General features: G+C 35.7%; 21 protein-coding genes and 1 tRNA gene. 15 read left to right on the plus strand and 7 right to left on the minus strand.

What is annotated here, in order from left to right:
* The first annotated feature begins 64 nt into the window (after positions 1 to 64).
* A complete protein-coding gene (locus tag AC3WJF_RS15300) occupies positions 65 to 1,093 on the plus strand; it encodes a Gfo/Idh/MocA family protein (protein WP_492453665.1) in 1,029 nt (342 codons plus the stop codon).
* 27 nt (positions 1,094 to 1,120) lie between these two features.
* On the opposite strand, the gene AC3WJF_RS15305 is transcribed toward AC3WJF_RS15300, so the two are convergent.
* Positions 1,121 to 1,390 carry a hypothetical protein gene (locus AC3WJF_RS15305; RefSeq protein ID WP_492453667.1) on the minus strand — a complete coding sequence of 90 codons (270 nt, stop codon included), beginning with the start codon at positions 1,388 to 1,390 and terminating at the stop codon, positions 1,121 to 1,123.
* A gap of 124 nt (positions 1,391 to 1,514) precedes the next feature.
* Here AC3WJF_RS15305 and AC3WJF_RS15310 point away from each other — a divergent pair, with 124 nt between their 5' ends.
* The 5 genes from AC3WJF_RS15310 to AC3WJF_RS15330 all read left to right on the plus strand — a co-directional run bounded on the left by AC3WJF_RS15310 (position 1,515) and on the right by AC3WJF_RS15330 (position 6,278).
* Positions 1,515 to 1,892: a RidA family protein gene (locus AC3WJF_RS15310; protein WP_492453669.1), complete on the plus strand. Its 378-nt coding sequence runs from the start codon at positions 1,515 to 1,517 to the stop codon at positions 1,890 to 1,892.
* Between the two features lie 171 nt (positions 1,893 to 2,063).
* The gene (locus AC3WJF_RS15315) at positions 2,064 to 3,251 is read left to right on the plus strand and encodes a sensor domain-containing diguanylate cyclase (RefSeq protein ID WP_492453671.1); all 1,188 of its coding nucleotides are present in this window, start codon (positions 2,064 to 2,066) and stop codon (positions 3,249 to 3,251) included.
* Between the two features lie 337 nt (positions 3,252 to 3,588).
* Positions 3,589 to 4,398, plus strand: coding sequence for an SGNH/GDSL hydrolase family protein (locus AC3WJF_RS15320; protein ID WP_492453673.1), 810 nt, complete (start codon positions 3,589 to 3,591; stop codon positions 4,396 to 4,398).
* Complete coding sequence (locus AC3WJF_RS15325; RefSeq protein ID WP_492453675.1) at positions 4,391 to 5,305, plus strand: ABC transporter ATP-binding protein; 915 nt, start codon at positions 4,391 to 4,393, stop codon at positions 5,303 to 5,305. The genes AC3WJF_RS15320 and AC3WJF_RS15325 overlap by 8 nt, the downstream gene beginning before the upstream one ends.
* On the plus strand, positions 5,298 to 6,278 hold the full coding sequence (locus AC3WJF_RS15330) for an ABC transporter permease (protein ID WP_492453677.1): 981 nt from the start codon (positions 5,298 to 5,300) through the stop codon (positions 6,276 to 6,278). Before AC3WJF_RS15325 ends, AC3WJF_RS15330 begins: the two co-directional genes overlap by 8 nt.
* A gap of 39 nt (positions 6,279 to 6,317) precedes the next feature.
* Here AC3WJF_RS15330 and AC3WJF_RS15335 read toward each other — a convergent pair whose 3' ends face one another.
* Positions 6,318 to 6,647 (minus strand): hypothetical protein, encoded by a 330-nt coding sequence (locus AC3WJF_RS15335; RefSeq protein ID WP_492453679.1) that lies wholly within the window; start codon positions 6,645 to 6,647, stop codon positions 6,318 to 6,320.
* A 261-nt stretch (positions 6,648 to 6,908) separates the two neighbouring features.
* On the opposite strand from AC3WJF_RS15335, the gene AC3WJF_RS15340 reads away from it, so the two are divergent.
* The 7 genes from AC3WJF_RS15340 (at position 6,909) to yhbH (ending at position 15,304) form a co-directional block, all read left to right on the plus strand.
* The gene (locus tag AC3WJF_RS15340) at positions 6,909 to 7,658 is read left to right on the plus strand and encodes a GTP cyclohydrolase II (RefSeq protein ID WP_492453680.1); all 750 of its coding nucleotides are present in this window, start codon (positions 6,909 to 6,911) and stop codon (positions 7,656 to 7,658) included.
* 437 nt (positions 7,659 to 8,095) lie between these two features.
* A tRNA-Gly gene (locus tag AC3WJF_RS15345) sits at positions 8,096 to 8,169 on the plus strand.
* 113 nt (positions 8,170 to 8,282) lie between these two features.
* On the plus strand, positions 8,283 to 9,413 hold the full coding sequence (queG, locus tag AC3WJF_RS15350; protein WP_492453682.1) for a tRNA epoxyqueuosine(34) reductase QueG: 1,131 nt from the start codon (positions 8,283 to 8,285) through the stop codon (positions 9,411 to 9,413).
* Between the two features lie 322 nt (positions 9,414 to 9,735).
* Complete coding sequence (locus AC3WJF_RS15355; RefSeq protein ID WP_492453684.1) at positions 9,736 to 10,602, plus strand: amidase domain-containing protein; 867 nt, start codon at positions 9,736 to 9,738, stop codon at positions 10,600 to 10,602.
* Positions 10,603 to 10,845: 243 nt separating this feature from the next.
* A complete protein-coding gene (trmL, locus tag AC3WJF_RS15360) occupies positions 10,846 to 11,319 on the plus strand; it encodes a tRNA (uridine(34)/cytosine(34)/5-carboxymethylaminomethyluridine(34)-2'-O)-methyltransferase TrmL (RefSeq protein WP_492453686.1) in 474 nt (157 codons plus the stop codon).
* A gap of 524 nt (positions 11,320 to 11,843) precedes the next feature.
* Complete coding sequence (locus tag AC3WJF_RS15365) at positions 11,844 to 13,739, plus strand: PrkA family serine protein kinase (protein ID WP_492453688.1); 1,896 nt, start codon at positions 11,844 to 11,846, stop codon at positions 13,737 to 13,739.
* A 398-nt stretch (positions 13,740 to 14,137) separates the two neighbouring features.
* Positions 14,138 to 15,304, plus strand: a complete 1,167-nt coding sequence (gene yhbH / locus AC3WJF_RS15370) for a sporulation protein YhbH (RefSeq protein ID WP_492453690.1) — start codon at positions 14,138 to 14,140, stop codon at positions 15,302 to 15,304.
* Between the two features lie 1,026 nt (positions 15,305 to 16,330).
* Here yhbH and AC3WJF_RS15375 read toward each other — a convergent pair.
* The 4 genes from AC3WJF_RS15375 to AC3WJF_RS15390 all read right to left on the minus strand — a co-directional run bounded on the left by AC3WJF_RS15375 (position 16,331) and on the right by AC3WJF_RS15390 (position 20,529).
* Entirely contained in the window at positions 16,331 to 17,407 is a 1,077-nt protein-coding gene (locus tag AC3WJF_RS15375) for a mechanosensitive ion channel family protein (RefSeq protein ID WP_492453692.1), read from the minus strand.
* A 484-nt stretch (positions 17,408 to 17,891) separates the two neighbouring features.
* The gene (locus AC3WJF_RS15380) at positions 17,892 to 18,893 is read right to left on the minus strand and encodes a hypothetical protein (protein ID WP_492453694.1); all 1,002 of its coding nucleotides are present in this window, start codon (positions 18,891 to 18,893) and stop codon (positions 17,892 to 17,894) included.
* Positions 18,890 to 19,834: an ABC transporter permease subunit gene (locus AC3WJF_RS15385; RefSeq protein ID WP_492453696.1), complete on the minus strand. Its 945-nt coding sequence runs from the start codon at positions 19,832 to 19,834 to the stop codon at positions 18,890 to 18,892. Before AC3WJF_RS15385 ends, AC3WJF_RS15380 begins: the two co-directional genes overlap by 4 nt.
* An 89-nt stretch (positions 19,835 to 19,923) precedes the next feature.
* The gene (locus AC3WJF_RS15390; protein WP_492453697.1) at positions 19,924 to 20,529 is read right to left on the minus strand and encodes a DUF2238 domain-containing protein; all 606 of its coding nucleotides are present in this window, start codon (positions 20,527 to 20,529) and stop codon (positions 19,924 to 19,926) included.
* 131 nt (positions 20,530 to 20,660) lie between these two features.
* Between AC3WJF_RS15390 and AC3WJF_RS15395 the strand changes: the two genes are divergently transcribed.
* A complete protein-coding gene (locus tag AC3WJF_RS15395; protein ID WP_492453698.1) occupies positions 20,661 to 21,560 on the plus strand; it encodes a TIM barrel protein in 900 nt (299 codons plus the stop codon).
* Between the two features lie 44 nt (positions 21,561 to 21,604).
* Here AC3WJF_RS15395 and AC3WJF_RS15400 read toward each other — a convergent pair whose 3' ends face one another.
* Complete coding sequence (locus tag AC3WJF_RS15400; protein WP_492453700.1) at positions 21,605 to 22,480, minus strand: LysR family transcriptional regulator; 876 nt, start codon at positions 22,478 to 22,480, stop codon at positions 21,605 to 21,607.
* A gap of 276 nt (positions 22,481 to 22,756) precedes the next feature.
* On the opposite strand from AC3WJF_RS15400, the gene hpaI reads away from it, so the two are divergent.
* Complete coding sequence (gene hpaI, locus AC3WJF_RS15405) at positions 22,757 to 23,683, plus strand: 2,4-dihydroxyhept-2-ene-1,7-dioic acid aldolase (protein ID WP_492453702.1); 927 nt, start codon at positions 22,757 to 22,759, stop codon at positions 23,681 to 23,683.
* Positions 23,684 to 23,690 lie beyond the last annotated feature (7 nt).

The following is a 23,690-nucleotide window of genomic DNA, read 5'->3' on the forward strand; positions in this document are numbered from 1 at the left end:
ACTTTATTGCTTTTCATATGAAACAGCCATCCAATAAAAATAGTAATTGAGAGGAGAAATCACCATGGATAAAATAAAAGTAGCTGTTATTGGTTGTGGATCCATTGCTAGATACCGTCACTTGCCAGAATATGCGGCCAATCCAAATGCTGACATTGTGGCGGTATGTGATATTGTTGAAGAGAGGGCAAAACATGCCGCGGAAAAATACGAAGCTCAAGCATTTACCGATTTCGAACAATTATTAAAATCCGTTGATGTCGATGTTATCAGCGTTTGCCTGCCAAACTATTTACATGCACCGGTTTCTATTGCGGCTTTGCAGGCCGGAAAGCATGTACTTTGTGAGAAGCCTATGGCCACCTCACATGAGGAAGCATTAGCAATGATTCAGGCAGCTGAAGAGAATGACAAAATATTAATGATCGCTCATAATCAACGATTCGTTACTTCCCATCAAAAAGCGAAGAAGTTGCTTGAAAGCGGGGAGTTGGGCAAGATATATAGCTTTAGAACGGCGTTTGGACATGGCGGACCAGAAGGTTGGAGCATTGATGGCCGGGAAAGCTGGTTTTTTGATAAAGAAAAGGCATTCATTGGCGCCTTAGGGGACCTTGGTGTTCATAAAGCAGATCTTATTCGTTATCTATTTGGAGAAGTGAAGGAAGTTGGCGCATTTGTTGAAACCAATGCGAAAAAGAATACCGATGTGGATGATAACGCAGTTTGTATTTTAAAAATGGATAACGGAACAATAGGTACATTAACGGCGAGTTGGTCCTATGTTTCTAGTGGGGATAATTCGACTGTTATTTATGCTGAAAATGCAGTAGTCCGCCTAGAAGACGACCCAACTCATTCATTGATTATCCATTACAAGACTGGTGAAATTGTCCATTATCAACTAGATAAAATTCAAACGAATGAGGAAGGCGGTCAAACAGCATCGCATGTAATCGACCATTTCATAGATGCTGTTCAGAACAACAAAGCCCCGCTCATTACTGGTGAGGAAGGCATGAAATCTTTGGACGTAATTCTAGCTGCGCTTGAGTCGAATGAAAAAAGGAAAATTGTAAAAGTCGAAAGATAAGTAGTTAAACCCAACACGGGTAGATGATCATGAATGACCGCTCCGAACATGATTTGGAGCGGTCATGTCTTGTTTTTGAGTTTCCTGAGGACACCAAGTGAAATTTGAAGTGCCAATTTCACCAGTTCCTTTATTTGTGACAGAACGGCTTATTTCCTCATGTTCGAGGACACCAGGTTCGCTATTTAGCAAAAACAGAGTATTTTTCATGTGTGTTTTCGTAAATAACGTACCTGGAGTCCACAAAACTCTTAAATTAGGGTCATTTAGTCTAGTTAACGGATTCTCTGTCCGCATATGGTAGGAACCTCGAAATTTTCATACGATCTGTAATAGAACATACTAGTGAACCGTATCTATGATATTGTTGTAACAACACTATTATTTAAATACAGTAAGTAAGAAGAAAAGGAGATTCATAATGAGAAAAGCTTATGATGCAAAAGGCGCAGTAACTTCCGGACCATATTCCCACGCAGTAGAAGCAGGAGAACTACTATATTTATCCGGTCAAACACCAATAAACTCAGCTACTGGGGAAATGATAAAAGGTGATATTGGGGAACAAACTAAGCAGTGTTTCCGTAATTTATTTGCTGTCTTAGAAGAGGCAAATTTAACTCCAGACGATGTTGTTAAAGTAAATGTATTTCTTACAGATATGAAGAATTTTTCTGCTATGAACGAGGTATACGAAACAGAATTCACTAAACCATATCCCGCAAGAACCACAGTAGCTGTCTTAGCACTCCCTCTTGATGCAGAGGTAGAAATCGAAATAATTGCTAAAAGACCGTAATAAAGAGCAGCAAGGTTAATATTATTTAAGGTAAAGAGAGGGTGAATATATTTCCCTCTTTTTTCATTTGTGGTAACTGTCACCACTTGAATGAATATTTCGAAAACCATATAATAATATATAGGTATTATGTAAGTCTAGTAGGTTAAAAAACTTAGTGGAAGTGTTTGCATGATAGATTATGATGGTAAAAATAATGCATTGGAAATGATTCATGATTTGTTAAAAAGAATTAGAACAGATCATAAATTAGTGTTGAAGGAAGATTATAAAGAGATAAAAAAGACAATAAAAGATAATTGTCAAGAAAGTTATGTTGAAAATATTTTTCTTCAATTGAAAGAAATTCAAGATCAAATGGAACGTATGAGCTGGCTAAATAGTCACTATAGAATTTTGCATAATTTTGCCCAAATATGCAGTAAAACCTTAAGCGAACAAATTCTACTAAAAGAAGCATATGAAATGGTGTCACAAGTAATGCCGACAGATTCTTTTTATATAGCAATCTATAATGAAGGTGATTCACAAATTCGAGTAGCATTGATGATAGACAATGGAAAAGAGTATTCACCTGAAACAATTGAACTTGGGGAAAATCATACATCACAAGCTATAAAGACAAGGGAAATTATTCATCATAAGGAATCAAGGCTAGAAGAAGAATACGATGTTTATTTAGGTGATTTGGAGGCTGGGGTAACTAACTCATGTCTATTTGTTCCGGTTATCATTGATAATCAAGTAAAAGGTGTTATATCTGCACAGTGCTATGAGGAATTTGCTTATCGCAAAGAACACGAAGAACTATTGCAAATAATTGGTACACAAGTCTTTAGCTCCCTAGAATCAGTAAGACTATATGAACATATATTTAAAATGTCTCAGTTGGATGAATTAACAGGTTTAAAAAATTATCGGGCTTTCCATGAGGATTTAGATTTATTAATGAGTGAGAAAGATGCTATTATCACTCTTATCATGATTGATTCTGATAATTTAAAAAAGGTGAATGATCACTTTGGACATGATATAGGTGATGTATATTTAAAGGCGTTGGCTGATGGGATTAAAAGCATCTGTAATGAAATGATTGAAGGATACCGTTATGCTGGTGATGAATTTATGATTATTGTAAAATCTCCACAGGCAACTAAGCAATTATTAGAGAAATTAACAGAATACTATGCTCTACATCCAGTAAAAGTAGATATCGAGCAAATTTTCATTTCTACAAGCATAGGTGTATCTGTTTATCCTCAACATGGTAAAACCATTGATTCCTTGAAAAAATCAGTAGACACAGCCCTTTATAATGCTAAACACCAAGGTGGAAATCGAATTGTATTTACTCAATAATATAGATGATTAATTGGCCGTTTCTCCCAATATTGGAGTAAGGGTCATTTTTGTAGTTGTTCTTTTCGTACAAATTGTTTGCTAACCGCTCGTTATGAAACAAATTACAACAGTATAGTTTCGGGGCATCTATGCAGGAAATTTTTATGAGGATTTTGCATTAAAAAAGCAACAAATTTTAAGAAAAGAGCCTTTGTAGAAAAATCTTTTTTAAAAGCAATTAATTTGGTCGACAATACATAGTAGAAAATTCATTTTGAAAAAGCTTTGTTCGAAACAGACTGTAGTTTTTTCCCTTTATTTAAGTAGTAAATTGAGGTTGGAAAGGAATGGTAGAATGAAGAAATATATGATTACAATGGTCACCGTCGTTTCTGTTTTATCTGCTCTGCTATTTCTTTTCGGATTTGGTTGGGTGTTGCAGGATCAATTAGTAGTTGGTCAGGGAAAACAAACAGTTAACAGGCAATTAAACCCATCAGACACGTTGAAAAAGTCAAAAAGTCAGCTTCAAGTAGCCGCTTTCGGGGATTCCTTAACGAGAGGAACAGGTGACCCTGAAGGGAAGGGCTATATTGGCTATTTATTAGGTGATTTAAAAAAGAAGACGAATAAGTCTATTTTATTATCTAATAGTGCAATAAAAGGCCAAACATCCTCCGAACTAATTACTCAATTAAAAGGCGCTGAGATTAAGCGTCAGATACAATCAGCGGATATCATTCTTTTGACCATTGGTGGAAATGATCTGTTTCAAGGCGGGGAAGTATTAACCAATCTTGATCCAGCATATATGAAAAAGTCCGAAAAACCTTATTTAGCAAATTTAAAGCAAATCTATTCTATGATTCGATCTGTAAATAAGGATGCGACTATATTTCATGTCGGCCTTTATAATCCATTTATTGATTTGGAAAAGTCAAAGTTCACATCCTCCATTGTTCGCAAGTGGAATTATGATTCAGCAAATTTGGCTGCAAATTATAAAAAAATTATATATGTGCCTACCTTTGACCTGTTTGAATTACATGTGAACGATTATTTATTTAGTGATAAATTTCATCCGAACACCGCCGGTTATAAATTAATCGGTGAACGTGTTGCATCATTAATTACTTTTAGTGAGGGGGGAACAAAAATTGAATGAAATTCCAGCGCTAGAAGTAAGGGATTTACGTAAAACGATTCGAAAAAAGGAAATCATAAAGGGAATATCCTTTCAATTATATCGAGGAGAAGTATTTGGTTTTCTTGGACCAAATGGCGCAGGAAAAACGACTACGATTCGAATGCTGGTCGGATTAATTAGACCGACATCTGGAACCATTTTGATATCAGGAAAAAATGTACAAACAGAGTTTAAAGAAGCAATGAAAAATCTCGGATGTATCGTGGAAAATCCAGAACTTTATACATATTTATCAGGTTGGGAAAACCTTGAATATTTTGCACGGATGGATCCTTCAATTACAATAGATCGAATTCATGAAGTGGCTGATTTAGTCGGTTTAACGGATCGAATTCATGATCGTGTTGGAACTTATTCACTTGGAATGAGGCAAAGATTGGGAATTGCACAGGCATTATTAGGAAACCCCCATCTTCTTATCTTAGATGAACCGACAAATGGTCTTGATCCTGCAGGGATAAGAGAAATGAGGGAATTTATTCGTTTTCTTGCTAAAAACGAGGGGTTAAGTGTCCTTGTTTCCTCACATTTATTAAGTGAGATTCAGTTGTTATGTGACAGGGTCGCTATCGTGTTGAATGGAGAAATTATTAGAACTGATTCAGTAGCTTCATTGCTCGCTGAACAGGAACGAGTTATTTGGAAGGTCGAACCTATACAAGCTGCTAGAAAGCTTCTTGAGGAAGAAATCGAAGTGAAGGTTGGAGAGGATAACACTTTAATTACCCCATACAAAGAGGAAAGTGTTGCGGAATGGAACAAAAAACTTGTTGAAGCGGGTATTAAAGTGAAGGAAATGCAGGCGAAACTACCTGCTCTCGAAGATTTATTCCTTGAGTTAACAGGGGGAGAGCATCATGATTAATCTTGTTTATAATGAACAGCTAAAGATTTTTCGCAAGAAGCGTCTATTTGTAATCATTTTGATTGTTGCTATCCTCGTTCCGATATTTACCTATGCCCAATATAAACAAGATAGAACAGCTGAAAAGAAACTAGGAACAAGGGATTGGCGTGTCCAGCTCCAACAAGAGATAGTGGATATGCAAAACCGACTAACCTCTAGCCAATTGCCTGAGGATTTTACACAATATTTGAAAATTGAATTAACACAGGAACAATATTATTTAAATCATAATATTAACCCTAACTCTCCCGGTGCACCAACATTTATGAGGATTTTTGTAGAAAATGCGATTGATTTACTTTTACCACTTTTAGTTATGGTTGTGGCTGCAGACCTAGTATCATCAGAGGCAAGCACCGGCACCATTAAACTATTACTGACACGTCCGGTAAAACGCTGGAAAATACTATTAAGCAAATATATCGCTCTTTTATTAGCCATATCATTTATTATATTAAGTGTTGCCATTCTTGCCTACGCTATCTCAGGTGTCGTGTTTGGATATAAGGGCTGGAATATGCCAATGCTCACTGGATTTATTACAAAAGGAGAAGATTTAATCACAACCCATGTGCATCTCATCTCACAATGGAAATATATTTTGATGGAATTCGGACTTGCATGGTTTGTTTGTGTCGTGGTTGGGACCCTTACTTTTATGCTATCCGTTCTAATACGTTCTACTGCCGCAGTCATGGGCATCATGCTCGCCGCCTTAATTGCCGGTGCGATTTTAATCAACATGGTTTCTTCCTGGCAAAGTGCAAAATATTTATTTATGGTCAACTTGCAGTTAACTGATTATGTGAATGGAACAAAACCACCGATTGAGGGAATGACTCTCGGCTTTTCCATTATCGTGCTTCTTGTGTGGATGGTAGCAGCATTAATTGTGTCATTTGTGGTGTTTGATCGAAGGGATGTATATTAAAAAGGAAGGAGTACTGTAACAAGTACCCCTTCCTTAAAATTATTTTACAGAAACAATATGTTCTTTTAATTCTATAATTGGCTCCTCAAGCTTTGCATTTCTGAAGACAGACTTAATTCTTACTGGGAGAACTTTTAATATTTGTTCTCCTTCCTCAATGGAAATTGCCTTTTCCATTACCAAGTCTAATTCAAAAATACAATTAGGATCCTCGTTTTCTTGTTGAGGAGGATTTAAAAATACCCCGCCATTAACCGACCATGCAGAAGTGTGCAACAGCATGGATTGTACTATATTTTGTTCTTTTTCCGTAAATACTTCATTCGTTTTAACATTAATATTAATGGATGTTATTATGTGATTCTCCACCTTTTCGTTTTATCTAGTTTTCACCATAAAAGAATCCATTTTTATAAACATAATAATCAACCTCCTTTAAACACATATATTCGCCATGTGAAATTGAATCCCCTCCTTATTTGGAAAAAATAAACAAAAATATCGTTAGTAGTAGATAAAAGGAAGAAGCAAAAAAGGTAATATTCGCTGCAAAAATATGCTATAATACATTCTGCTCGTCAAAAAAATACAGTGAATTTTTTACCTGTATCGCTAAAAGAGGAGATAAATATGATTACAACAGAAGTAAAAGAACTTCTTAAAGATAAAATGGCGATCCTATCGCAATCAGATAAGAAAGATATTTGTCTAGTTGGCCCGATAAAATTACCTGTTCAACTAGATGACCAAGTAGTTCATTTTAAATGGTATACTTGGTTGGGATTAGATGGAAATTCCGCGGAAAAAGAGGATATCTTAAATGCTTTGCCATCTTTAAATCTGGCATCCTCCCAACAATCCTCCGTATTAGTATACGGAGATTTCGAACAAGACGAGAATGCTTTAATCAGAATGCACAGCATTTGCCATACAGGCGATATTTTTGGAAGTAAACGCTGTGATTGCGGTTTTCAGCTGCGTCAATCGATGAGAATGATTGTGGAAAATAAATCCGGAGCAATTTTTTATCTTGCTAATCATGAAGGAAGAGGGATCGGATTATTTTCAAAATCACTTGCCTACCTTCTTCAACAAGAAGGCTTAGATACAGTGGAAGCAAATCAGGCATTGGGCTTTCCCGACGATATTCGCAGTTACGAAGAACCGATAAGAGTCTTACAACATTTGCGTTCAAAGCCTGTTACATTAATAACTAACAACCCTAAAAAACTTGCAGCATTAAAACAAAATGGTTTATCAGCAGAAAACCATATTCCACTTTGGGGAGATGTTTCTGATTTTAATAAAAGCTATCTAGAAACAAAGGTAAATAAATCAGGACATATTCCAGAAAAAAAATTAAGCCGCACAAGTATTTAAGTAAAAAGTGTTCCATCCTAATATATTGGGCTGGGACACTTTTTTGTTTTTGTATTTATTAGTAAAGAGATACGATGGTGAGTCGTTTGCGATCAGACAAGGTAGAATTGCACGAAATTTTTATTGAACCGCACAACTCAAGCTTTGAACTGCACGAAATACATTGTGTACTGCACGAAATACATTGTGAACTGCACGAAATAGTAAAGCAACTGCACGAATTGGGTATTTTGACCTATCGCTTGATATAAAAAAGCACAGCCCGATCATACCGCCACACACGCTTTGACCTGCATGAAATACGATTTATAAAGAATACGTGAAACTCGATCCAAAAAAAACCCAAGAAAAATAAAAAAATACTTGAAAAGTATATAGTAGGCATGTATAATAAAAAAGTCGACAAAAGGTTGTCGAAAAATAATTGAAACCTTCCCGCGGGTGTAGTTTAGTGGTAAAACTACAGCCTTCCAAGCTGTTGTCGTGGGTTCGATTCCCATCACCCGCTCCATACATAACATTAGAACCAACGCAGTATTTCGTTTTCTTGAAGAACGGGATATTGCGTTTTTATATTTTAGACTTGAGAGTATAAAAATTAAATCCAGAATCGAGGTGATGATAATGAACATTACACAGTTTAAAAAGGAACTCATTCAATATAGTAAATCAATTGGAATCGATAAAATTGGCTTTACAACTGCTGATCCTTTTACCGAGATGAAGAATAGGCTGTTCAAACAACAGGAGCTTCAATACCAATCAGGATTCGAGGAGAAGGATATTGAAAAAAGAACGAATCCGTCCCTCATTTTCGATAAACCGCATTCCATCATTTCGATTGCACTTGCTTACCCTTCGAAAATGAATGATGCACCAAAAGGAAAAGCGGGAGAAAGACGGGGAATTTTTGCAAAAGCTTCATGGGGAGAAGATTATCACCATATTTTAAGAAGGAAGCTTGCAGAACTAGAGGCTTTTATCATGGAATACTATCCTGAAGCAAGATGCAAATCGATGGTAGATACTGGGGAACTAGTAGACCGTGCTGTTGCCCAGCGTGCAGGTATTGGATGGAGTGGGAAAAATTGTTCCATTATCACACCGGAATTTGGATCATATGTATATTTAGGTGAAATGATTACCAATATTCCGTTTGAACCGGATGCACCAATAGAAGATCAGTGTGGCAGCTGCACGAAATGTCTAGATGCCTGCCCAACAGGTGCCTTAGTTCAAGGTGGACAATTAAATGCACAACGCTGTATCGCTTTTTTAACACAGACAAAGGGTTTTCTTCCAGAAGAATTTCGCGCAAAACTTGGAAATCGTTTATACGGTTGTGATACCTGTCAAACTGTATGTCCTAAAAATAAGGGGATAGATTTTCATTTTCATGAAGAAATGGAACCGGATCCGTATTTAGCAAAGCCGGAACTAACGCCGCTTCTATCTATCAGTAACCGCGAATTCAATGAAAGCTTTGGAAACATGTCCGGCTCCTGGAGAGGCAAAAAGCCAATTCAAAGAAATGCATTGGTTGCACTTGCCCATTTTAAAGAAACATCAGCTGTACCGGAAATCATATTAGTTTTAAAAAATGATCCGAGACCGGTCCTCCGTGGAACAGCTGCATGGGCTTTAAGCAAAATCGGTGGAGAAGAGGCGAAGGGCGCACTCCTCGAAGCGAAAGAGAAAGAATCTGATGAAGATGTTCTAAAAGAAGTTGTTGAAGGTCTATCTAAAATGGGATAGGCCTTTTTTTAAATGATAAAAGTTCGAATGGTCCGTTATAAGGATTCAAAAGACCAACTCGAGGGAAAATTTGAGTCAAAGTGGTCTTTAGAAGGATTCAAAAGACCAACTCGAGGGAAAATTTGAGTTCAAGTGGTCTTTAGAAGGATTCAAAAGACCAACTGAAGGAAGGTTTTAAGTCAAAGTGGTCTTTATAAGCGTTCAAAATACCAACTCGAGGAAAAATCCGAGCCAAAATGGCCTTTATAAGTGGTCGCTCCTAAAAGTTTTGTTTTGTTTTCCCTCCTTCTTTCATATGTTTTAAAAGAAGGAGGGAGTTTTCATGAAATCTCAGCTTCAAAAACAATTAAAATCACGTTTGGAGCAATTAGTAAATATTTCAGGTGATGATGAAAAAATAAATAGAAAAAAAGATCTGCTGTCGCGGAGAAATGCGGAAATTGTAAAGGTGAAGGCACGAGCAAAGGTTAAGGATAAAAACAAGGAAGACAGTCAAACTATCCTTCATTACCAGGTACACTTACAGTATTTAATCAAACAAAAAGAGAAAATGTATATTGAGGAAGAAATCGAAAATCGTAAAGCATCATTTTATAATGAACAATTATACCATGATCTTGAAATCGTTCCTGATTTTCATGTCCCATATGACGAACCGTCTTTCTTGTCATATGATACAAATGAAAAGGAAGCAAGAAAAAGCTACAACTATGACCGGCTCAAAGCTGTTCAGTATGCGGAAAGATGGTGGGATAGCTATAATCCAAAATATAAGAAATTTGATGTAGATTGCACAAATTTTATCTCGCAATGCTTACATGAAGGCGGGGCGCCAATGAGAGGTCATCCCAATAGGGGTAAAGGCTGGTGGCTGCAAAATAATAATTATAGCTATAGCTGGGCAGCAGCACATTCTTTAATGCAGTATTTAAGTAATTCAACAGCAGGATTAAAGGCAAAACAAGTTAGCTCACCGTTAGAACTAAAACTGGGTGACGTAATTTGCCTAGATTTCCAGGGCGATGGCCGCTTTGATCATAACACCATTGTAACTGACAAAGATGCTTCTGGAATGCCGCTTGTAAATGCCCATACGTATAATAGTCGAAATAGGTATTGGGCATACGAAGATTCTTCGGCGTATACACCAAATATCAAATATAAATTTTTTACGATTGTGGATAGTTAAAAGGAAAAAAGAGAATCTCACAAATATGCTATAATGTGAAAGGGAAAAGAAGGCTGTGTTTTCGTATAAATTGTTGCTTTTCGTAATTTGTTTTAAATCCTAACTTAGAATTAGTTTGGGGGTATCTTTTCTTAAAAAGAATACATGTACTTATGGCGAATGAAGAAGCTTATAAGATTTTTCTTTTACAAAAGCAACAAAGTTTAAGAAAAGAGCTTTAAATTAAGATAGAGGTGACTATTCTTGGCAATTCATGTAGTACTATATCAACCAGAAATTCCAGCAAACACTGGCAACATTGCGCGAACTTGTGCCGCAACCGATACTCAGTTGCATTTAATCCGGCCGCTTGGTTTTTCAACAGATGATAAAATGCTAAAAAGAGCGGGGCTTGATTACTGGCATTCTGTAAATATAACTTATTATGACTCATTAGATGAGTTTTTTTCTAAAAATAAAAATGGAGAGTTTTATTATATTGAAACATTCGGAGAAAAGCCTCATTCGGCCTTTGACTTTAGCGATGTAACAAAAGACCATTATTTTATGTTCGGAAAAGAAACAACAGGATTACCGAAAGATTTATTAGAAAAAAATAAAGATCATTTTTTAAGAATACCAATGAATGATAATGTTCGTTCCTTAAATCTTTCCAATACAGCTGCAATCTTAGTATACGAAGCATTAAGACAACAAGGATATCCAGGGTTAAAATAAAAAATCTTCCATGCGGAAGATTTTTTTGTTAGGCAAATTATTTATTTACACCTGGCTTATCTTCATAACCTGCAGTAAAGATTGCAGCTAGAAATGCGACGATTCCAAGCAAAATGATTAATGTTTTCATTAATATGTACGCCTCCTTTGCCCAAAGTACATGCACTATCAGTTATTATAGCCCATTTTAAACGAAAAGTGAACGCTCTTCCATTTCATTTCTAACAATTGTTTGACAATCATATCCGTAGCCGTTTTCTCATTAATTACTGCTTTTCTTCACTTGTTATATATTCTAAGCAGACATAGTTCCGAGGCATATTTCCTTAAGAAGTTTATTCAGTTACAACCCAAAAAGGTGATCACCAAGAATTTAAAGCTTAAGAAAAGAGTCTACCCGTAACGTTATCACTATATTTCCATATTATATATATCATTATTCTTGTCTGTTTCATTCATGTTCACTTCGCTAAAAGCATAAAGTATATAAATCGTCTCTTAACAAGTGACAAGGGGAGGTCTCTATGGATATATTAAAACGACTTTCACATTACCGTGAAGAAGAAGAGAAGTTATTTTGGGAAGGGACATTTGCTGATTATTTGGAGCTTTTAAAAGAAAGGCCATGGATTGCTCAGTCGGCACATTCCCGTGTTTACAATATGATAAAAGATGCCGGAGTTGGGGAAGAAAATGGGAAGAAAAAATATGAATTTTTTAGCCGTCAATTATTCGGCTTAGAGGAAGCACTGGAAAAACTAGTTGAAGAATATTTTCATCCCGCAGCAAGACGTCTAGATGTGCGAAAGCGGGTTTTGCTATTAATGGGGCCTGTCAGCGGTGGTAAGTCTACATTAGTTACCATGTTAAAAAGAGGGCTTGAAGCTTATTCTCGTACAGATAAAGGGGCTGTATATGCTATTAAAGGCTGTCCGATGCATGAGGATCCCTTACACTTAATCCCGAGTCATCTTCGCCAAGATTTCTATGAGGAATATGGGATTCGGGTCGAAGGGAACCTATCTCCGCTCAATTTAATGAGATTGGAGCAGGAATATAACGGGAAAATTGAAGATGTCATGATTGAGCGAGTGTTCTTTTCCGAAGACCGTCGTGTAGGAATTGGAACGTTTAGTCCATCCGATCCAAAATCTCAGGATATTGCCGATTTAACAGGAAGTATCGATTTCTCTACCATTGCCGAATATGGATCTGAATCAGATCCACGCGCCTATCGCTTTGATGGTGAATTAAATAAAGCAAACCGCGGATTAATGGAATTCCAAGAGATGTTAAAATGTGATGAAAAGTTTCTATGGCATCTTTTATCGTTAACACAGGAAGGGAATTTTAAAGCTGGAAGATTCGCACTGATTAGTGCGGATGAATTGATTGTCGCCCATACAAATGAAACGGAGTACCGCTCCTTTATTGCTAATAAGAAAAACGAAGCCTTACACTCTCGTATTATTGTGATGCCTGTCCCCTACAATTTAAAAGTATCCCAGGAAGAAAAAATTTATGAAAAAATGATCAATGAAAGCGATGTAGCAGATGTTCATATTGCCCCGCACACTCTAAAAGTTGCTGCCATGTTTACAATATTGACCCGCTTAAAAGAGCCAAAACGCGGTGATATCGATTTATTAAAGAAAATGCGACTATACGATGGAGAAAATGTCGAAGGCTTTAATTCAGCAGACGTAGAAGAGCTAAAAAAAGAATTTCCTGAAGAAGGAATGAGCGGAATTGATCCGAGATATGTCATCAATCGGATATCGTCCACGATTATTCGCAAGGAAGTTCATTCCATCAATGCACTTGACGTTCTCCGTTCATTGAAGGAAGGATTGGACCAACATCCATCAATTACAACAGAATTAAAAGAGAAATATTTAAATTATATTTCACTTGCACGTAAGGAATATGATGAGTTGGCCAAGAAAGAAGTACAAAAAGCCTTTGTTTATTCCTATGAAGAATCCGCTAAAACCCTTATGGACAATTATTTAGACAATGTTGAAGCTTATTGCAACAAGGCAAAGCTTCGTGATCCATTAACAGGGGAAGAAATTAATCCGGATGAAAAATTAATGAGATCGATTGAAGAGCAAATTGGCATATCTGAAAATGCGAAAAAGGCATTTAGAGAAGAAATCTTAATCAGAATTTCCGCATATGCCAGAAAAGGAAAGCGATTTGACTATAATTCACATGACCGCCTACGCGAAGCAATCCAAAAGAAACTATTTGCTGATTTGAAAGATGTAGTAAAGATCACTACTTCCACAAAAACACCGGATGAAACACAATTGAAGAAAATTAATGAAGTAGTTGCCCGTCTTATTGATGAGCATGGATATAATTCGACGTCTGCAAATGATTTGCTGCGCTATGTTGGAAGTTTGTTAAATAGATAAGATGCAATTTGCAGAGGTAGGAGCATTTTCCTACCTCTGTCATTTCCAAAGGCTCTTTTCTTAAATTTTGTTGTTTTTGTAATGGAAAAAATCGTGAAATCTTCGATCGGCTTTAGAATAGGCAATGAAATAAGAAAGATGTGCTGAAACTAAAGCTTGATAGGGATAAAAGCAACAATCTATACGAAAACAGCCTTTTAAAAAATAAGCTTGTCCAACGGTTAGGCGAATGAACATTTGTCATATCTATTTGTAAATAATTTTAACTTTTTGCATAGGATAGAGTAATCAATATTTACTTTTTTTTAGTGATTTAAGTAACCAAAATATTGTATGCAACACATCAAAAATGTGTGATACATTTTTGAAAAAATTTTTATAGGAGGGGAGTATATCAAATGTCTCAATCAGAACATCAACAATTTGCGATTTCAAGTGAAGATTGGTCCCTCCATCGAAAAGGGCATGATGACCAAAAACGTCATCAGGAAAAAGTACAGGAAGCAATTCGGAATAATCTTCCTGATCTCATAACCGAGGAAAGCATCATCATGTCAGATGGCCGTGATGTGGTCAAAATTCCAATACGTTCATTAGATGAATATAAAATACGTTATAATTCCGACAAAAACAAGCATGTCGGCCAGGGGGACGGCGACAGTAAAGTAGGGGATGTAATTGCCCGGGATGGCAATCCGCAGAAAGGGCCAGGAAAAGGTGAAGGGGCAGGAGACCAGCCTGGTGAAGACTACTATGAAGCAGAAGTATCGTTAATGGAACTGGAGGAAGCATTATTTAAACAGCTGGAGCTTCCTAATTTACAAAGAAAAGAACGGGATATTAATACGGTCAAAGACATTGAATTTAATGACATTCGAAAGACTGGTCTAATGGGGAATATCGATAAGAAAAGAACGATGATGACCGCCTTTAAACGAAATGCTATTAATGGTAAACCTAGCTTCCATCCAATAGTTCCAGAGGATTTAAAATTCCGGACGTGGAATGAAATAGAAAAGCCTGAATCAAAAGCAGTCGTTCTTGCAATGATGGATACAAGTGGTAGTATGGGAGTCTGGGAAAAGTATATTGCCAGAAGCTTCTTCTTCTGGATGACACGCTTCCTACGAACAAAATATCAATCCGTTGACATTGAGTTTATTGCACATCATACCGAAGCAAAAGTAGTTTCAGAGGAAGATTTCTTTTCAAAAGGAGAAAGCGGCGGTACGATTTGCTCATCCGTATATCGAAAAGCACTTAGCTTAATTGAAGAGAAATATGATCCATCCAGATTCAATATTTATCCATTTCATTTTTCCGACGGTGATAATCTAACATCCGATAACGCACGATGTGTAAAACTAGTGGAAGAAATTACGAAGGTTTCAAATATGTTCTGTTACGGGGAAGTAAACCAATATAATCGCCATTCAACTCTTATGTCCTCCTACAAAAACATCAAAGACGATAAATTCCGCTATTATATTCTAAAGCAAAAATCAGACGTCTTTTATGCAATGAGAAGCTTTTTTCAAAAGGAAGAGGAGAAAGCGTATAGTTAGGGAAACATGGGGGCGGTTCTTGTGTTTCTTTGAAACATGGGGACGGTTCTTGTGTTTCTTAAAAGGAAATAGAGAACAGTTCGATTTTTTTCTCTAGCTATTATCATATTATAAAAAAACAGATGTTTTACACATTGAGAAGGTTTTTCAGAAGGAAGAAGAGAAGGCATATAGCTAGTTTACCGAAAGCTCTCCAATTTATAGTTGGAGGGTTTTTTATCTAAGCCGAGGATCAAATAGATGCGGGCGTTGATCCAAAAAGGATTAATGTCCGCATTAGTTGATGATTCTGCATAACTAAAAGGGAGGGCACCTGCTTTATAAGCCACTTATACCGTATCACAAGTTTAATTTAGTCAATAATTTCTCCGCTCAAAAACTTTGTATGGCAATAAGGGCAACGGTATATATCGTTTAAATCAGTGTCCTTATTAAATCGTAAGGGCAATCTTTTTTTACATTTTGGACATCTCCACAGAGTAAAAGTCATTATGAAAAAGATTGCTAATAATGATGCACCAAGAATAGTTAGCCATCCAATACTAAAAAAAACACTTAACATACTTAGAGGTATGGAAATAAATAAACATACTAATGAAATTTTTCTATATTTCATTATGTCTCTAACCTTATGTGACATTGTTATACCCCCCTGTTAATCACTTATGTACATAATTGATAATAATTCCTTATATTTATTAATTTAATAAGAAGATTGATTTCCATTTTCAAAATTGCTGCCGCGTTAGCTTTAAGTAAAATATTTCCACAGGTTTTGAATTTATTTTAACTCCTTTTAAAAAATAAGTTCGCTTTCGAAAATTTATTAAAAAGATGCAACTAGTCATTTAACCAATTCATATGTTAAAAGCGTGGTCATTTGACCACGCTTATGCATTAATTTAATGATGTTTAAAATGTAATTTGGTAGGCTATTTAGTGTGTTAATACTATCGTTTTGAACTTCCAAACCGAACACTACTATTTTATCTTGGCGCTGAAGCTTCAATATAACATTCTCGAGTATCAAGAGATGTGATATTTTTCTTCCACTCTATCAATACTTTTTATATATAATTCCCTATGCGGGTAAGGAATTGCTATTTTATTTTCAATAAATAGCTTATTTATTCTAAAGTTTATATTACTTTTTATTGTCCCAAGCTGATTATAATCAGATATCATTATAGATAATTCAAAATTAAGACAGAAATCTCCAAAGCCTACAAAATTCACAAATGGTTCCGGATCCAATAATACTGCCGGTGAAACTAAGCTTTCCTCTCTTGCAATCTCCATGAGCATGTCTCTTACTTTTTCTACATCTGTTCCATATGCAACATTAAATGGTATTGGTAGTTTTATTCTTGGATCACTAAACGAACGATTAACGACCTTTTCCCCTAAAAAATATGAGTTCGGCACAATTATATGTTCATTACTAACTGTTTTAATGACGGTCGCCCGCATATTAATTTTTTCAACATCTCCAATAATGTTATCGATAAGAACGCGATCCCCGACTTTTATTGGCCTTTCAAACAAGATAATAACCCCAGAGATAAAGTTGGAAGCAATGTTTTGCAGTCCAAATCCAATTCCAACACTGATAATGCCAGCAAACATAGTTAATGCACTTAGATTTATTCCTACTGTCGTTAAGCTGACAATAATCGCAATAATCATAATGGAATAATGCACAACCCGATCAAATGTATATCTTGTCCCTTTATCTAAATGGTATCGATTGTATATACCTGGTAATAAAACATTAGTTGAAATTTTTGAAAGTCTACTAGCTAAAGAAATAATTAAAACGGCTACAATAATTAGGAATAGTGTTACGTTCACTTTTCCAAATTTAAAAATATTGGCAAACATCCATTTTGCTTTTGAAAAGTATAGGAGCAAAAAGACCAGGGTTCCGTAAAAAGTAAACCAATTTACTATGCTTCTCAACGCAAATTGATGTTTAGGAAGTTTTTTTAGACTCCAGAGAAGTACCCATCGTATTATTAGCATTCCAATTACAAGAGCTGCAATGATGATTAAGCTCATATAATTAAAAGAAAGAACCCAGTTTCTTAATGTATGAATATCCATGTTTTCACCCTCAATATTTTATGCAATTTCACTTTAACTGATAAAGAATATAATCCATGTATATTCTAGCAAATAATTAAATATGAAGGATGAGTATAAAGTCCAGCCTTTTTCTAGTTAACCTAATGTTTAACTATTCAAAATATCTTCGAAACACGAGAACCGTCCGATTTTTTTCTCTCGCTATTATCATTTTTAAAAACAAAAATCAGATGTCTTTTACGCGGGTAAGAAGCTTTTTCCTGAAGGTAGAGAGAAAAGGCATATAACAAGCTAACCAAAAACTCTCCAAATTTTTAGTTGGGGGGGTTTTTTGAATGAGGAAATCTGTAAAACTGAAAAAATCTAGCCAATGGCTAGATTTCCTCAGGTAGAAAGCTTCCTAAAAAGGAGGTTATACTTTGATATAATTATATTCTGGACTATGAATATTAAGAACAAATAAAGATTTAGATAAAAATCCATAAAGTTAATGATATTTATGCTATTTGGAAAATTCCTTTTGTTCTTTTAAGAATGGATTAAAGAAAAAACGATTTTTTATAAATAAGCTTTCTCTTCTGTCAATTAACCCTTTCTGTTTTAATAAGGAATACTGCATTATTCCTTTGCCTAATGCAATAAAGGAAAAGATGGTAAACGTAATAAAGATACAAGCGGATATTGGCACCCATGGACAATTATTAATATCATTAAAGGTGTTTGATAAAAATGTCGGCCAAGCAACCGAAGTATTAGTAATCTGATAAAACGCAATAGGTGTCCCAAGTATCCCGCCAACTTGAGTTAGCTTTTGTGCAACAAATATATTGAAAAAACCTAATTGTCCAAGCAAAAATAACATGTTTCCCATATGCAGAATAAAATAGGAAAGCCATTGTGAAAAGCAACCCGGTACATAATACCATCTCCAAAGCCCAAAAATTCTTGTGCCGGATACAATACCTGCATCAAAATATGCTTTTTGCTGTATTTCCTTTACCGATTTATGTACAAATTCTGCTGCTTTTCCAAGCTCTAATATGATAATTACGCTGATCATCCATATAGGTCGCTGCCCGGAAAAGATAAAAAATGGAATCGTTGTAAGTAAAACAACGAAGAAAAATACTGGTATTCTAGAAAATAAATAATTCCATCCTTCTAGTATTCTTCTTAAAAATGGAAAATGGGCTGATAACATTCCAAACGGAAGAGCCAACAGAATGGTAATAATAGATATTAATCCTATCTCAATGATGGTAGTTCTTGTCCCAAGTATTAGTGCACTGTACATATCTCTTCCATGTGCATCTGAACCTAACAGATATCGTTCAGAAGGTGGAAATGGAGGTAGAACAAAGTCTAAATTTCCACCCTTGCCTAGGATATAAGTTTTTGGTGCTATTTGTCTATCAATCTTTGGTAAATGTGGTCCGAAAATAAAAACAAAAGCAATGATGCTGCATCCAATCATACCAATCCACAATAGAGGAACCTTTTTCATGATTGCTCATCCTTTCTAACTGGAATAAGATAATGTTTGATAATTTGACCAACCCATTGTGCCAGTAGAAGAATTACCATGAAACCTAAACTAAAACCAATTACGGTAGGCGCTTCAATTGGTAGAATCGTATCGTTGGAGGCAATTATGTCTTTTATCTTAATCGCATCCATAAGCCTCGTTCCCATACCACGATATAATGTCATATACTCCACTAAAACCATGGAAGAAAGTAATGTTAAAATAATTGGCATAAAATGAATCAGAATTTTAGACCAGCAATTACGCAAGACATGCTTCCAAAGAATGATCCTTTCCGGTAATCCTTTTGCTTTCGCAGTAAGAATATAATCAAGGCCATCTTCTTCCTTCAATGCTTGAGTAGTATAGCTGGCAATAACGGCTGCTGGATACATGGATAAAAAGATAATAGGCAGAAAGATATTGTACCAATGGTCATAACCGTATAGCTGCAGATCTGGAAAAATACGACGTATTGTCACAGAAATAATTAATTCTAAAATGATAATGATAAAGAAGTCTGGAATAGATTGTCCTAACCAAGTTGTCCCTTCGCCAAAGAATTTCCACAACCCACCATTACGACGGTAATCAAAAACACCTTTCATTATTCCAATTAAGAAACTGACAATTAAAGCTGGAACTAAAATAGCAATACTTCTCTTTCCATAATGGACAAGCTCCCATTCAACCTTTTGATGATCTGCAGCTGTTCCAAGGCTCTTATTTACCTTTACATCCGAGAAATATTGAGTGATATTTTCCTTATATCCTGACCATGTAAAATGATAGGACATTTCATCTGTGACATCGATTCGTTTTACTTGTATGTCCCTTGGAAGTAAGATAATAAAAACTAGAACAGCCATCATTAATATCCAAAGAAGAAGACTGCTAGATAGACGAACTAGTAATTTCATGTTAGACCCCTTTCTTCAATAAATTGAGATTTATTATATCACAAAACAGGAATAATTTTCATATTTTTTAGATAAAAGGTTCTATTCAATCATTTCTGTAAAAATTTATTATGCAAATGAGAAAGTAAGATTAAGCATAAAATACCGCCTAAAAATGCTAAAGACATATCCCACTCAGAGTCCCATACATCCCCTTGAGTCCCAAGAAAATCCTTAGCCGATCTTCCTAAAATCTCAGCCCCTAGCCATTCCATGATTTCATATAATGCCGAGAGTGCAAGTATAAAGGATAATGTGATAGTAATGAGCCATTTTGATGGTCGAAGGCATGACTTTCGTATTAAAAATTCTCTAATGACGATGGCAAAAAAGCCTTTTGCAAAATGGCCAAATCGATCATATTCATTTCTTTTTGTGTGTAATTTCTCTTTAAGCCAATCAAATAAAGGAACATCATCATACGTATAATGGCCACCAATAAACATGAGAATCATCAAAATAGTAATGATCAAATAAGAGAATGTCGTAAAGCGAAATTTCCGATAAGTTAAAAGCAATACTAAAATTATGAGAACTGCTGGAGTAACCTCTAAAGCCCAAGTTAAATAATCCGCTGCCTTAATTGATGACCAAATAAAAACAGCGATAATGATGAGCAACAAAAACAAATGAATCCGATTGATTCGTTGAGTCATGGTGACATCCTCCTTTTTGGGATTAGTTTTTCCAAAAACATTAAAATAATGAATAGATTAGTATGGATTTGAAAAATTCCAATAATTATAATAAGATGCAAAGTAAATGGATAAAAAATAGGAGTAAAAAAATGAGAAGACTTAAAATTGGTATGTGGCATGCCTTGAACGAGGTTGAGTGGAATCAGCTGAATATGGGAATGATTAACGGTTTAGAGGCATCCCAATATAAACAGGAAGAGGATTGGGCAAAATTAAAAGATTTTTGTCATAAAAACAATCTGGCATTTGGCATTCATTCGCCTGTATATTCAAATGAAAGAGTATGGCTGCCCCAAATTACTTCCAGTGATGAGCAAAAGCGAAAGGAGTCTGCTAGTTGGATCGAAACTGAAGTTGAATTTGCCGCGAAATATGGTGCCGATTATATTCTTTTTCATTATCCTTATCCGGCTATTTTGCCTAGTAACGTGGATTATGATTATTGGCCAAAGAAAACGGAATTTCCAACGCTTAAGTGGAATGAGTTATCGAGAGAAGAATTTCTCACTCTAAGTCATCATATTTTTAAAAGATTAATAGATATTCAGCAAAAATATAAGCAAAAAATAGTCCTAGAATACGATTTCTTTGGAGAGTATGAAGAAGAATTTCTCCATATGTTTGAAACATATAAAGACATCCAGCTTGTAATAGACACACAAAGATTGGACGCACATAAGCGGGCATTCCCAGGATTTGATCCATATAAATTTCTACAAAAGGCAGCACCATATGTATATTTGGTCCATCATAGTACAACAAAATATGGTAAAAATATGAAACGTCATTTTCCCGTCATAAAAGAAAGTATCGATGATCCAAATTATGGTGACGCACATCGATACTTAGAATTTCTATCAAAGTATAATCAAAAGTTTCATATACATTTTGAGCATAATCCAGCTTTAGTAACAATAGAACAATTGAAAGAATGCTATGAGTTGGCAAAAAATGTGATGTTTAAGGATATAGCTCCTGAGTTGAAATAAAGAAGCACAGTCGTGATAAGCGACGTGCTTCTTTATTTCTTTCATTAAGACTGAAACATTTGAATAAAATACTTTGCATTTTTGGATAGGTATCGATCTTTCTGCCAAATTATCGCTGCTTCAGTTGATATTGTTGAATCCATTATTTCAAGTACTTTTATATTGTCAGATGGAAAAGAAAGAAGGGAATCTCTCGGGATAATGGTTGCACCTATTCCAGCAGAAACAAGTGATAAAATCATCGAGACGTCTGGACATTCGCAAACAACTTTAGGTTCAAAACCATGACGTCTGCATTCGTTTACCACTAGTTCGTATTGCCCCGAACCTTGGATGCGGTGAAGCAGTAATAAAGGTAACTCTTTTAATTCTGCCATTCTAATTTTGCTTTGAGAAGATTGTTTTAATTCCTTTGGAAGGACAACTACATATGGATCATTTGATAAGTGTATGCAGGAAAAGTCGTTCAGATCCATTGGAAGACGTGTTATTCCGATTTCCACTTCCCGATTTTTGATTAGTTCCCCAATAACAAAAGTGTCCCCCTCTCTTAATTGCAAAGTGACCAAGGGATATCTTTGCAGATAGGCTTTAATCTTCTGTGGCAAATGCGAAAAACATGATTTCACTGATCCTAATGACAAAATACCCCTTAGACCCTCGTTGGATTCACGTACTTCTTCAATTGTTTCTTCAAATTGTTTAAGTAAATTTTGAGCATGTTTATAAAGTACTTCGCCAGGTTGTGTAAGTTCTAATTTCCTTCCATTTCTTTCGATTAATGTAACTCCTAATTCTTCTTCTAAAAGCTTGAGCTGGTGACTTAACGGAGGTTGTGCCATATGAAGCTTTTTAGCCGCACGGGTAATTTGCCCTTCTTGAACAATGGTGGAAAAATAGCGTAATTGCTTTATATCCATCCTATATCCTCCTAGTGAAATATGTATACTTTTTTTGTATGCAAAACAAATATTTTAAATATTTTAAATATACTTTAACATATGATACATTTCAAATGAAAGGGTTTTCAAGAGCAAATGCGCAAGCGACTTGCACATCCGCTTGGCGATTGGCGCTGGTGAAATTTGAAGTGCCAATTTCACTTAAAGCTAGACGTGTAACATTTTTAGAAGGTTATCCACATGGCTAAATCTTATAGTTTCCTTAACAAAAAAACTTTCGAGGAGTGGAGGAGCATGAACAAATACGACGAGATAAAAAAGAAATTACGAGGATCAATTGCCCCAATTATTACCCCATTTAATGAGGATTTTTCTATTGATTATGGGACTTTAGAAAAACTTATTCATTGGCATATAGAAAGCGGAACACATGGGATTTCGGTAACTGGTACTACAGGTGAACCGAGCTCTTTAACAATCGAAGAACGCATCAAGGTAATGGAAACTGCTGCAAAAACCATTAATGGAAGAGTCCCATTTGTACCTGGAACGGGATCAACGAATCATCAGGAAACATTATATTTAACAAAAAAAGCCCAGGAAATAGGGGCAGATGCAGCACTTGTTATCGTGCCTTACTACAACAAACCTTCACAACATGCCTTATACAAACATTTCAAAGCGGTAGCAGACTCAGTCGATATCCCAATTATTGTCTATAACATTCCAGGAAGAACAGCAACGAATTTACAAGTAGAGACATTGGCTAGCCTTGTTAAAGATTGTCCGAATATAATCGGCGTAAAAGAATCGAATAAGGACTTCGAACATATAAATCGAGTATTACTAAAATGTGGTAGAGATTTCCTTCTATATTCCGGTATTGAATTATTATGCTATCCAATGCTTGCGATTGGTGGTGCCGGGCATATAAGCGCAACAGCAAACATTACACCAGATAAAGTCGCAGAAGTTTATAATGCATGGGCAGAAGGTGACGTCAAACGGGCGCAGGATCTTCATTATGAATTAATGGAGCTAAATGATGTTCTCTTTAAAGACACAAATCCTGCTCCATTAAAGGCTGCCTTGGGAATGATGGGGAAAATCAAACCCGTTTTGCGCTTGCCGATGGATTTGCCAACGGAAGCTCTACAAAAGGAGATCCGTTCTGTCCTCAAGCACTATGTCGAACTACATGATGAAATCACTGCAAAATAGTGGGAGG

It is taken from the genome of Heyndrickxia sp. FW510-T9 (assembly GCF_058781025.1).